We start from the raw sequence: 11838 nt of genomic DNA, 5'->3' as shown, positions 1-11838 counted from the left end.
GGCGGCGACATGACCACTGTGGACACCACCAGAGCCGACGCGGCACAGCCCCCGCCGGCCGCGCTCCCGCCGCCCATGCGGCTGCGCGAAATCGTCTTCGGCGCCGCACGGGCGGCCTCGGTGCGCGCCGCGGTCCGGCTGCGGATCGCCGACGCGCTGGGCGACCGGCCCGCCTCCATCGGCGAGCTGGCCTCCGCCGTGGACGTCGAACCCGACCCGCTGCGCCGGCTGCTGCGCTCCCTGGCCTGCTGCCAGATCTTCGCCGAGACCGAGGACGGCCGCTTCCGGCACACCGAGATGTCCCGGCTGCTGCGCGAGGACACCCCGGGCAGCCTGCGGAACATCGCCCTGTGGTGCACCGAGCCATGGACCTGGGAGGCGTGGCCGCGGCTGGACCGGGCGGTGCGCACCGGCGGCTGTGTCGTCAACGAGATCTACGGCAAGGACTTCTTCGCCTATCTCCATGAGGACGCGCCCGAGTCGGCCCGGGTGTTCGACGCCGCGATGACCACCTCCAGCCGGCAGTCCGCCACCGACGTCGCCGCCTTCCTCGACCTCGACGGGGTCAAGGAAGTGGTGGACATCGGCGGCGGCCAGGGACATGTGCTGGCCAGCCTGCTGGAGAAGCACCCGGCGCTGCACGGCGCGCTGCTGGACCTGCCGCAGGTGGTGGCGCACGCCGATCCGCGGCTGCGGGACGGCGGGGCGCTGGCCTCGCGGGCCACGCTCGTGCCCGGCGACTGCCGCCGCGAGGTCCCCGTCGAGGCCGACCTCTACATCATCAAGAACATCCTCGAATGGAACGACGAGAGCACCCGCCGGACGCTCGCCAACGTGGTCGCGGCGGCGCGGCCCGGCGCCAGGGTGGTCGTGATCGAGAACCTCGTCGACAACAGCCTGTCCTCCTTCACCACGGCGATGGACCTGTTCCTGCTGCTCAATGTGGGCGGCCGGAAGCACACCGAGGAGAGCATGGTGGCGCGGATGACCGAGGCCGGTCTGAACGTGACCGACATCCGGCCCGTCAACGGCGCCCTCCACGCCTTCGACTCCACGGTGCCCACCAAGGCCCGCCACTAGCACCGATATGCGGCTCCGTCGCATGGCAGGGCTCCGCCCCCGGACCCCAGGTCCAGGGGCGGAGCCTTGTGGGTGCGTCAGCTGTACCGGTACGAGGAGAGGTGCGCGAACACCACCACATTGGCCGTGTAGTCCTTGGCCGTGTGGTCGTAGGCCCCGCCGCAGGTGATCAGCCGCAGCTGGGCGTTGGGGGTGTCCCCGTAGACCTGCTTGTCCGGGAAGGCGTTCTTCTTGAACGTCTTGACCCTGTCGACCACGAAGGTCGCCACGATCCCGTCCTCGCGGGTGATGGCCACCTTGCTCTTCGGCTTGAGCTGGCCGAGGGGGTAGAACACCGCCGGGCCGATCTTGGTGTCCACATGCCCGGCCACGATGGCGTTGCCGCGCTCACCGGGCGAGGGGCCGCCCTCGTACCAGCCCACCAGGTTCTGGTCGGTGTCCGGGGGCGGGACCAGCACGCCCGCGGCGTCCAGCGACAGCGGGATGAAGGGCGCGCTCACGCCGATCGAGGGGATGTCCAGATGGGAGGCGGGGGAGCGCGGCAGCGCGGGTCCCGGACGGGACTCGGGGGCGGTCGTCGACTCCGGGGAATCCGCGTACGCGTCCTCGTTGGAGGTGTCGCTCTCCGGTTCGGAGATGGACGCGGGGGCGCTCGCCGCGGGCCGGGCCGACGGGGTGTTCTGGGAGGCGGCGTCCACGGAGTTGTAGATGAGGAATGCGCCGATGAGGGCCGACGCGGCGGCCCAGCGGAGAATGCGGGTGTTGCCATCGGCAGCGCCCTGCTTGGCCGGCTTTCCCATGGGGGTGTTCGCCTTTCTTGCAACGCCTTGTCTCATGGCGCCTCAGCTCGAGGCGCCTTTCTCATGGCCGCTTTCTCACAGCGCTCGTGGAACTGCCGTGGCACCACCGCTCGGCGGAGGTGCCACGGCAGCACGGAATACGAAGAGTCAGGCTCAGATCGCGGTGCCGGTCGGCTTGCGGCGACGCAGGGCGTAGGCACCGGCGCCGAGGCCACCGAGAAGCAGGACCGAGCCGGCGGCCATGCCACTGCCCGTGGTGGCCATGCCGCCACCACCGGTGTGGACGCCACCGCGCGGCTTGTCGCCCTTCTCGTGGTCCTTCCAGGAGCCACCGGACCAGTCGTGGTCCTCCTTCTTGCCGGACCACTCGTGCTCCCGGCCGAAGTCGTGCTCCTTGCCCTCTTCCTTACCCTCTTCCTTGCCCTCTTCCTTGCCCTCTTCCTGGCCGTGGGAGGAGGACCAGTCGCGCTCGCCGCCCTCGTCCTTGCCCTTCATCTCCTCCTTGCCGTGCTCTTCTTCTTCCTTGCCGTGCTCTTCCCGGCCTTCCTCGCGGCCGTGGTCGTCCTTGTCCTTCCAGGAGCTGCCGCCCTGGCCGTAGCCGTCCTCGGAGGACTCCTGGCTGCTCGAGTACCCGCCGTGACCGCCCGGGTCCGAGACGTCGGCGGCGAACGCGGCGGCGGGGGCGCCCAGGGTCAGGGTGGCGGCAATCGCCGCCCCGGTGAAGAGTGCGCGAGTAGATCGCATGAGCCATTCCTTCCGGCGCCGTCGCGATACTGACTATTTGCCAGATAAAGGGATCGCAGCGGCGTCTTGTCCACCGTCAGCGAAGAGGGCTTCCCCTGCCACTCGGCACGGCCTGCGATCTGCTTGGTTGTAAGCCCTCTGGGTGGAGATAAGCGCAATGATCACTCATTTGCCGCGCGAATGGACTGATGCCCTTTCACCTTTTCGGCAGGCATCATTCCGATGAGCCCAGTAGTGTGAGATTTTCGTGCCCGGTGCATGACCCACTCGCGACGCCATGCGAAAGACGCCATGGGAAAGACGCCACGCGAAGGAAACCCCACGAATGACGGCATACGAAAAGGGCCGCCGGGAGACGAACTCCGTCGGCGGCCCCGTGCGGCGCGATGCGTGCGCTAGCCCTGGTCCCGGTCCCAGCGGTAGAACTCGTGGGCCATGGCGTCCTTGGGCTCGCGCCAGGTCTCCGGGTCGTACGCCTGCATATACGGCTGGAGGCGCGCGCTGACGTCGCGGAACTCCGGGTGCTTGGAGTACTTGGTGACCTCCGTGGCCGGCGGCCGCTCCGCCTCGATCAGGTGCAGATACACATCGCCGAACTGGAAGAGGCTGCGGCCGGTGACGCCGATCAGCTTGGGCAGTTCGCCGCGGTCGGAGTCCGCGAAGATCTTGGCGACCTGCGGCGCCGCGTCCCGCTGCATCTTGGCGACGATCATGGTGCGGTACATGGTCATGCCCCCACCGTCTCCCTGGCCCGCTGTTCGATCTTGTCCCGGATCAGATCCATCTGGATACGGGAGTTGCGGTTGATGTGGTCCGTCATCGTGGGGTCGTCGACCGGCGCGTCGGGCCGCATCTCGAAGTCCTGGGTCCAGCGCATGCGGGTGCCCTCGGACTCCTCCTCGTACTCCCAGCGGATGTTCATGTAGGCGAAGGGGCCGGGCTCCACGCGGCGCGCCCAGACCGTGCGCACATCGCGGGCCGTCTCCCGCTCGGAGACCCAGGACCAGACCTTGCCGTCCTCGTCGGGGTGCATGGTCAGGCGGAAGGTGGTGGTGTCCCCGGTCCGCTGGAGCACCTCGACCGAGGCGTACTCGCTGAACAGCTGCGGCCAGTTCTCCAGGTCGTTGGTCATGTTCCAGACGAGGTCGAACGGCGCCTTGATCATGACTTCGTTGTCGGTGTGGCCTGCCATCTTCATGCTCCTGAGGTAAGTGAGGTGTTGATGACGTCGAGGAAGTCACCGGGGGTCTTGCAGCTCTCGGCCCCCGGTTCGATCGGGGTGCCGTACCGGTTCTCCAGCTCGCCGACGATGGCGAGCAGACCGAGCGAGTCCAGGCCGTACTCCTCGAAGGTGGAGTCCGGCCGGGTCTGCATCATGTCCGGGTCGACGGTGAGTCCGGCGCACCGCTTCATCAGCGTGGCCAGTTCGCCATAGGACAGTTGACTGGACATCAGTAATCTCCTTCCGGTCCGCGGAGCACGAGCGCCGCGTTGCAACCCATGAGTCCTCTGCTGAGCACCAGCGCCGTCCGCGGCTCGGCGGGGCGGGAGCTGCGGGTGACGAGGTCGAGGTCATGGCAGACGTCGGTGACGTACGGGGTCGGGGGCACCACGCGGTGCTCCATGGCGAGCAGCGCGGCCGCCACGTCCAGCGTGGGAGCCGCGCAGTGCACCCGGCCGAAGCCGGTCTTGGGCGCGGTCACCGGGACCCGGGTGCCGTGCGGCCCGAGGGCGTCGGCGATCGCCAGCGCCTCGGCGCGGTCCGCCTCGGGCACCGCGAGCGCGTCGGCGAAGACCACGTCGATCTCCTCCGGCGCGCACTCCGCGTCCTCCAGGGCCACGCGGATGGCCTGGGCGAGCCCCTCCCGGGACCGCTCCCACCGGGACGGCCCGGTGAAGGTCGAGCCGTAGCCGGCGATGAAGCCCCGGATCCGCACCCCGCGGCGCCGGGCGGCCCCCTCCTCCTCCACGACCAGCATCGCCCCGCCCTCCCCGGGCGCGAATCCGCAGGCGTCCTCGGTGAACGGCAGATAGGCCCGGCCCGCGTCACGGGCCTGGCTGACCTCGTCCCAGCCGAGCATGCAGACGATGGAGTACGGCGCCAGCGACGCCTCCGAGGCGCCCGCCACCACCGCGTCCGCCCCCCGCCGGATGGACCGGCGGGCGTGCGCCAGCGCGTCCAGACCGCCGGCCTCGTCGTTCGCCACCACCCCGCAGGGGCCCTTGAACCCGCCGCGGATGGAGACCTGGCCGGTGCTGGCCGCGTAGAACCAGGCGATGGACTGGTACGGGCCCACATAGCGCGGCCCCTTGCTGTACAGCTGCTGGAGCTCGCGCTGGCCGAACTCACCGCCCCCGGAACCGGCGGCGGTCACCACGCCCACGGCGAACGGCGACATGTCGTCCACCGGCAGCTTGGCGTCGTCCAGCGCGAGGTCGGCCGAGGCCATCGCGAAGTGGGTGAAGCGGTCGGTCTGGACGAGGAACCGCTCCTCGATCATCGAACCCGGATCGAAGCCGCGGACCTGGCCGCCGATCCGCACCGGGAAGTGCTCACTGCCCTCGCGGGAGATCCGGTCCAGGGAGGTGATCCCCTCCCGGGTGGCCTTCCAGAAGGCGTCGGTGCCCACTCCGTTGGGGGCGATCACACCGAGGCCGGTCACGACCGCGCCCCGGTTCCGGGTGGTCTTCGCCGATGTCATGCCGCACTCCCGTCCGCCCGGCTCAGCACCACCGCGGACTGGAAGCCGCCGAACCCGCTGCCGACCGACAGCACATGGCGCAGCGGGAGGGCGCGGGCGGTGCGCGGGACATAGTCGAGGTCGCATTCGGGGTCGGGGGTCTCGTAGTTGGCCGTCGGCGGCACCACGCCATGGGCGAGGGCCATGGCGCAGGCGACCACCTCGATGGCGCCGATCGCGCCCAGGGAATGGCCCACCATGGACTTGATCGAGCTCATGGGGGTCTTGTACGCGTGCTCGCCCAGGGACCGCTTCACGGCCGCCGTCTCATGCCGGTCGTTCTGCTTGGTGCCCGAGCCGTGCGCGTTGACGTAGTCGACCTCGGAGCTGTTGACGCGGGCGTGGCCGAGCGCATGGTCGATCGCCTCGGACATCTCCAGACCCTCACGGGTCAGACCGGTCATGTGGTAGGCGTTGCCGTAGGTGGCGAACCCCCGGAACTCGCAGTAGACCCGCGCCCCCCGGGCCCGGGCGTGCTCCAGCTCCTCCAGGACCAGCACGGCGGCGCCCTCGCCGAGGACGAAGCCGTCCCGGTGGGCGTCGAACGGCCGGGACGCGGTGGCCGCGTGGTCGTTGTTCGCCGAGGTGGCCTTGATCGAGTCGAAGCAGGACACGGTCAGCGGGGTGATCGGCGAGTCCGCGGCCCCGGCGATGCACACATCGGCCCGCCGCTCCTCGATCGCCTGGAAGGCGTAACCGATCGCGTCCAGACCGGAGGTGCAGCCGGTGGAGACGGACTGCACCGGGCCCTGCGCCCCGGTCAGCTCCGCCACCCCGGAGGACAGCGCGCTCGGTGAGAACGCGTGCTGAAGGTGTGGACCCGCCTTGCGGTGGTCCACAGCCCAGTGCTCACCGGCGTCGCTGACCTTGACGTAGTCCTGCTCCAGCCGGGTGGAGGCGGCGACGGCGCTGCCCAGCGAAACCCCTATCCGCCAGGGGTTGAGCGCCTGGAGGTCGAGACCGGAGTCCCGTACCGCCTCCTGGGCCGCCACGAGCGCGAACTGCACATAGCGGTCGGAGCGTTCGATCTGCTCGAAGCTCAGACCGTGGGCCAGCGGGTCGAAGTCGCATTCGGCGGCGATCCGGGAGCGGAACCGCTCCGCGTCGAAGAGCGTGATGTTCCGGGTGGCCGTACGGCCCGCGGTGAGCATGTCCCAGAACGCCGGAACGCCCACACCCCCGGGGGCGACGACACCGAGCCCGGTGACCACCACCCGTCGGGTCACGACGTCGCCTCGGCGGGTTCGGCGGCCTCCGTGTCCACGTGACCGAGCTCGGGGCGCGGCGCCAGGGGCCCGAGGTGGAAGACCATCCGGGCCTCGGTGCTCCCCACATTGCGGAACCGGTGCCGCATGTTGATGGGGATCAGGATCGCCTGGTCGGGGTGGAGCGGATGCGCCTCGCCGTCCAGGTCCACCTCCATGTCGCCGCTGACGACGTACACGAACTCCTCCGAGTACGGGTGGTAGTGCTCGGCGACCCGTTCACCGGGCCCCACGATGGCCATCCCCATGAAGCCGCTCGTGGCGCCCACCAGAGGCGGTGTGAGCATGGCGCGCACATCGCCACCGCGCCGGCGGTTGGGGGCGACCGCGGCGAGGTCGACGACGAGAGGGGACTGCGTGGTCATGATGAGTTCCTCCAGGTAGCGTTGCGCGGTCCGCGCCACGGGGGTGGAAAGGTACGAAGGGGGAGAGACGTCGTCAGTGGTCGGCCGACTTGCGGTCGGTGACCGGGGTCATGTCGCAGTCGGCGAGGAAGCGGCGCTGCCCGTCGTCCATGGACAGGTCGATCACCGCACCGTCCGCTCCGAGGTCCAGCAGGCGGCCCAGTACGGCGGCGGCCCGCCGGCCGCTCACACCGGCCGCCATGGCGGGGTTACGGTCCAGCGGCACGGCCAGGTCCACCAGCCGCACCACGATGTCGTCACGCTGGAAGATGGTGCTGCTCAGCAGGGTCTTGGCGGTCTGCTCAGCGGCCATCTCCTTGTTCACCGCGAGCTCGTCCTGCCGGGCCAGCAGACTGGCCACGGCCGGGCCGCAGCCGGTCTTGACCGGGTAGAGCAGGGCGTGCCGGTGGACGCCCTGGGCGGGGCGCGGCCCGCCGGCCGTCATGTGGTGGACCACCGGCAGCGAGGCGCGGGCGAAGAACTCCCGTGCCGAGCTGGGGTCGTCGAGGTTGCGGTCCTCCTCCAGATACGGATTGAGGGCCTCCTCGGCGGCCCTGATCTCCGGCTGCCGGGCCACGAAGCGCAGCGCCGCGGTCAGATCACCCTTGACCTCCACGGCCCGCACCACCCGGTTGCCGCTCATGAACACCGAAGTGCGGGAGAGCCGGGTGGTCTCGTCGACCCGGGCCTGGGGCGAGGCGTAATCGGCGAGGATCTTGGCGACGGCGTCCTCGCTGCCGGGCTTCACGGTGAAGGTGAGGGCCTGCCGGACCAGCCCGTCGCCGACCCGCAGCGCGGCGTCGACGCCCCGGGTGGTGACATCGACCGGCGCGGACCCGGCGGTCAGGGTCTCCCGCAGGATGCTGAACCGCAGCGAGCGGGTGTCCTCGACACAGCCGTGGAAGGGCTTGACCATCTCCCGGTGCGCGGGGGAGTCCACCCAGGCGAGGAACGGAGGGGCGCTTTCCCATTCGCTGGTGATCAGCCACTGGGAGGGGTTTTCGATCGACTGGCAGAGCTGGTCGCTGATGTGCCCGGGCACCGCGGCCACCTGCTGGGACAGCTGATCGTAGGCACGCAGAAAGCGCTGCTCGGCACCGCTGTTGACCTGCACCAGCAAGACGACGCGCAATCTGGTGTCGGTGAGAGCGGATTCCACGGTGGTCGGCGATTGGTTCACCGTGGTCTCCGGAATGTCGGACAGGGTGCTCATATTCCACTCCTTATTTCGCGGACGCGTCCTTCCGGGCATCGAGGACACCCGCCCGTTAGACGATCGTGGGGTGCACCCACCAATGGCGCGAGATATGTGAGCCATCCGAGCGAACGCCTCGTCAGCGTCCCGGAAGAGCCCGGAAACACCGGGCATAGCAGCACAATGAACCGTCTTGCCGACAATGCTGAGCGTGTGCCCGTCCTCATCGCGGGCGGCTCCCTGGTGGGCCTGTCCGCCTCACTGTTCCTGGGCCGACTGGGGATCGGTCATCTACTGGTCGAAAAACACCCGCGCACCTCGCACCACCCGCGCGGACGGGGGAACAACATCCGGACGATGGAACTGTTCCGCACCGCCGGGGTGGAGTCCGCGATCCGCGAGGCCGCGTCCGTCCTGGCCGACAACCACGGAATCCTCCAGACCCCGTCCCTCACCGGTACGGAGGGCCACTGGCTCTTCCGGGAGATGGACCCGGGTGGCAAGGCCGCCCGGATCAGCCCTGCCGGATGGTGTCTGTGCAGCCAGAACGACCTGGAGCCGGTACTGCTGAACGCGGCCCAGGAGCTCGGTGGCGACCTGCGGTTCTCCACCGAGCTGATCTCCTTCGAGCAGGACGCGGACGGCGTCACCGCCACCCTCCTGGACCGCAGGTCCGAGCGGCGCTCCACGGTCCGCGCCGACTACCTCATCGCCGCCGACGGACCCCGCAGCCCGGTCCGCGAGGCCCTTGGCATCGGCCAGAGCGGACGCGGTGAGCTGTTCCACAACGTGTCCATCACCTTCCGCGCCAAGCGGCTCGCGGACGCGGTCGGGGACCGCCACTTCATCGCCTGCTACCTCACCAACCCCGAGGCCGACGGGGCGCTGCTGCCCGTGGACAACCAGGAGAGCTGGGTCTTCCACGCCCCCTGGCACCCCGAGCGCGGCGAACCGCTGGAGGCGTTCGACGACGAGCGCTGCGCCCAGCACATCCGCACCGCCGTCGGCATGCCCGACCTGGAAGTCGAGATCACCGGAAAGGCGCCCTGGCACGCGGCCGAGCGGGTGGCGGACCACTACTCCGACGGCCGGGTCTTCCTCGCCGGGGACTCCGCCCACGAGATGTCGCCCACCGGCGCCTTCGGCTCCAACACCGGTATCCAGGACGCCCACAACCTGGCGTGGAAGCTCGCCGCCGTCATGGGCGGCTGGGCGGGCCCCGCGCTGCTGGAGACCTACGGCATGGAGCGGCGGCCGGTCGCCCAGGCCACCAGCGCCCGCGCGGCCGCCCGTTCGGCCGAGCACAGCCACCCCGGCTACTCGGCACCGGCCACCGAGGACCGGGGCCCGCAGTCCAATGTCATGGCCGTCGCCATGGGCTACCGCTATGTGCGCGGCGCGGTCGCGGGCGCCGACCCCTCCGCGCCCGCGGTCCCCGACCACTTCACGGTCTCGGCCGAGCCCGGCAGCCGCGCACCCCATATGTGGGTGCACCGCTGCGGGGTGCGGCTGTCCACCCTCGATCTGTACGAGCGCACCTGTGTGCTGCTCACCGGGCCGGGCGGCGCCGCCTGGCACGAGGCGGGCCGCCGCGCCGCCGACGCCCTCGGCGTACCGCTGGACTGCTACCGGGTGGGCGAGGGCCCGGACCACGAACTCGCCCCCGAACCGGGCACGGACTGGGCCGAACTCCACGGCACCGCCCCCGACGGAGCGGTCCTGGTCCGCCCCGACGGCTTCGTCGCCTGGCGGGCGGAGCGCTCGGTCCCCGACCCGGAGGCCGCGATGACGCGGGCGCTGCGAGAGGTTCTGCGGCTGGAGGTCTGACCCCGCGTGTCCTGGAGGCCACCGGCGTCCGGACGCCGCCCCGCTTCCGGGTGCCACCCGCCCGGGGCCGTGGGACGCGGCGCCGGGCGCCGGGCCGGGGGCGCAAAGTGGTTGGGTACTCGCCACCGACCGGGCACGCATCCTTGGGCCCGATCACCCCGACACCCTCAGCGCTCGGTCGTCCGCAGACCACTGGGGCGCGCGGGAGCGCCTCGGCTGACCGGTCGGAGCGGGGCGTCACGGCCGGCCGCCGCGGGGGCCGGCGTGGTGGCCGGTGCGACCGCGGCCCTGCCCGGCTGTGACTCTCAGGGGGTCGCCGTCAGCCCGTGGGTTCGCTCTGGGCGTCGCGGGCGGTGCGGCGGCGCAAGCGGCGCCACAGCGCGGGGGCCGTGCTGATCACGACCGTCAGGACCACGGCCGCCGCCACGCCCTCCCACGGCTCGGCGAAGAGCGAGCCGCCCAGGATCCCGATCAGCTGATACGTCACCGCCCAGGCCAGCGCGGCGGGTCCGGCGCCCCGGGCGAACCTCCGCAGCGGCCAGCGCGCCAGCAGGCAGGCCAGCATCACCGGTATCCGCCCCGCCGGGACCAGCCGGGACAGCACCAGAACCGCCACCCCGTGCTCGTCCAGCCGCACCTGTGCCTGGTCCAGCCGCTCCGGCGCCGCGTGGTCGTGGATCCGCTCCAGCCATCGCGAGCCGTTCTTCGAGCGCACCCCGCGCCGCCCGAGCCAGTACAGCATCACATCGCCGGAGAAGGCCGCCATCGAGGCCACCCCGAAGACCACCAGCAGCGACAGCGGGGGAGCGGTCTGGTGGATGGCCACCACCGCCGCCGAGGAGACCACCGCCCCGGTGGGCACCACCGGCACCAGCGACCCGAACACCACCAGCAGGAACAGCGAGGGATACCCCACCGCCTGCTGCGTCGACTCGGACGGCACGCTCCGCGCCAGATCCGCCAGGTCCGCCAGATCCCCCATCACCTGGCGGGCTCCAGCCGCACGCACTCCCCGTGCACCAGCCGGTGCACCACCGCGTCGGGGGCGAGCCGCCCGGCGTGGCGCACGAAGTCGTCGCCCGGGGCGTGGAATTCATGCGGACGGATCGCGTCCATCCCGATCGGCCAGTACGTCCCGTAGTGCACCGGCACCGCGCAGCGCGCCCCCAGTCGCGCCAGCGCCTGCGCCGCGCGGCCCGCGTCGAGGTGGCCGGGGCCGAGGTACGGCCCCCAGCCGCCCACCGGAAGCAGCGCCACATCGCAGGCGCCCACCGCCTCCGCCAGCCCGTCGAACAACCCGGTGTCGCCCGCGAAGTACGTGGTCGACTCGCCGCTCAGCACGTACCCCAGCGCGGGCACCCGGCTCGGCCCGTACGGCAGCCGCCGCCCGTCGTGAGCGGCCGGTACCGCCCGGATCCGCACCTCGCCGACCGCGCACACGTCCCCCGCCGCCATCTCCGTCACCCGCAGCCCCCGCGCCGCGACCACCCGCCGCAGCCCGGGCACCGCCCGCCCGGCCCCGCGCGGCACCAGCAGCCGGGTGCCGGGCAGCAGCTTGGCCAGCGAGCCGAGGTGCAGATGGTCGGCGTGCAGATGCGAGACCAGCGCCACGTCAGCCACCGCGGCGGCGGCCGGTGGCACGGCTCCCCGGCGGCGCCGCAGATGGGCCAGCCGCCGTACGAAGAGGGGGTCGGTCAGCACCCGCACACCGGAGTCCCGCACGGTCGCGGTGGCATGCCCCCACCAGGTGATCTCCACCGACATCTCCCGCCTCCTCCCTCG

General features: G+C 71.3%; 13 protein-coding genes. 2 read left to right on the top strand and 11 right to left on the bottom strand.

The features are described 5' to 3' along the window. The first annotated feature begins 9 nt into the window (after positions 1-9). Positions 10-1080, top strand: a complete 1071-nt coding sequence (locus KHP12_RS15075) for a methyltransferase (RefSeq protein WP_086881068.1) — start codon at positions 10-12, stop codon at positions 1078-1080. A 77-nt stretch (positions 1081-1157) separates the two neighbouring features. Here KHP12_RS15075 and KHP12_RS15070 read toward each other — a convergent pair whose 3' ends face one another. The 9 genes from KHP12_RS15070 to KHP12_RS15030 all read right to left on the bottom strand — a co-directional run bounded on the left by KHP12_RS15070 (position 1158) and on the right by KHP12_RS15030 (position 8247). Further along, positions 1158-1880, bottom strand: a complete 723-nt coding sequence (locus KHP12_RS15070) for a class F sortase (RefSeq protein WP_086881069.1) — start codon at positions 1878-1880, stop codon at positions 1158-1160. A 153-nt stretch (positions 1881-2033) separates the two neighbouring features. Next, positions 2034-2624, bottom strand: coding sequence for a hypothetical protein (locus KHP12_RS15065; protein ID WP_086881070.1), 591 nt, complete (start codon positions 2622-2624; stop codon positions 2034-2036). A 395-nt stretch (positions 2625-3019) separates the two neighbouring features. Next, on the bottom strand, positions 3020-3349 hold the full coding sequence (locus KHP12_RS15060) for a TcmI family type II polyketide cyclase (RefSeq protein ID WP_086881085.1): 330 nt from the start codon (positions 3347-3349) through the stop codon (positions 3020-3022). Positions 3350-3351: 2 nt separating this feature from the next. Further along, positions 3352-3816, bottom strand: coding sequence for an SRPBCC family protein (locus KHP12_RS15055; protein WP_037962524.1), 465 nt, complete (start codon positions 3814-3816; stop codon positions 3352-3354). A gap of 2 nt (positions 3817-3818) precedes the next feature. Then, positions 3819-4076 (bottom strand): acyl carrier protein, encoded by a 258-nt coding sequence (locus tag KHP12_RS15050; protein ID WP_086881071.1) that lies wholly within the window; start codon positions 4074-4076, stop codon positions 3819-3821. Then, the gene (locus KHP12_RS15045) at positions 4076-5326 is read right to left on the bottom strand and encodes a ketosynthase chain-length factor (RefSeq protein WP_086881072.1); all 1251 of its coding nucleotides are present in this window, start codon (positions 5324-5326) and stop codon (positions 4076-4078) included. The genes KHP12_RS15050 and KHP12_RS15045 overlap by 1 nt, the downstream gene beginning before the upstream one ends. Next, complete coding sequence (locus KHP12_RS15040) at positions 5323-6591, bottom strand: beta-ketoacyl-[acyl-carrier-protein] synthase family protein (protein ID WP_086881073.1); 1269 nt, start codon at positions 6589-6591, stop codon at positions 5323-5325. The genes KHP12_RS15045 and KHP12_RS15040 overlap by 4 nt, the downstream gene beginning before the upstream one ends. Then, the gene (locus KHP12_RS15035; protein ID WP_086881086.1) at positions 6588-6995 is read right to left on the bottom strand and encodes a cupin domain-containing protein; all 408 of its coding nucleotides are present in this window, start codon (positions 6993-6995) and stop codon (positions 6588-6590) included. The genes KHP12_RS15040 and KHP12_RS15035 overlap by 4 nt, the downstream gene beginning before the upstream one ends. A gap of 73 nt (positions 6996-7068) precedes the next feature. Beyond that, a complete protein-coding gene (locus KHP12_RS15030; protein ID WP_086881074.1) occupies positions 7069-8247 on the bottom strand; it encodes a SchA/CurD-like domain-containing protein in 1179 nt (392 codons plus the stop codon). 165 nt (positions 8248-8412) lie between these two features. On the opposite strand from KHP12_RS15030, the gene KHP12_RS15025 reads away from it, so the two are divergent. Continuing rightward, on the top strand, positions 8413-10056 hold the full coding sequence (locus KHP12_RS15025) for an FAD-dependent oxidoreductase (RefSeq protein WP_086881075.1): 1644 nt from the start codon (positions 8413-8415) through the stop codon (positions 10054-10056). A gap of 319 nt (positions 10057-10375) precedes the next feature. Here the strand turns inward: KHP12_RS15025 and KHP12_RS15020 are convergent, their stop codons facing one another. Both KHP12_RS15020 and KHP12_RS15015 read right to left on the bottom strand, forming a co-directional pair. Then, positions 10376-11038, bottom strand: coding sequence for a DedA family protein (locus KHP12_RS15020; protein WP_086881076.1), 663 nt, complete (start codon positions 11036-11038; stop codon positions 10376-10378). Beyond that, the gene (locus KHP12_RS15015) at positions 11038-11820 is read right to left on the bottom strand and encodes an MBL fold metallo-hydrolase (protein WP_086881077.1); all 783 of its coding nucleotides are present in this window, start codon (positions 11818-11820) and stop codon (positions 11038-11040) included. Before KHP12_RS15015 ends, KHP12_RS15020 begins: the two co-directional genes overlap by 1 nt. Positions 11821-11838: the final 18 nt, after the last annotated feature.

Source organism: Streptomyces asiaticus (genome assembly GCF_018138715.1).
Lineage (GTDB): Bacteria > Actinomycetota > Actinomycetes > Streptomycetales > Streptomycetaceae > Streptomyces > Streptomyces asiaticus.
This window is presented reverse-complemented; position numbering and strand designations above follow the sequence as displayed.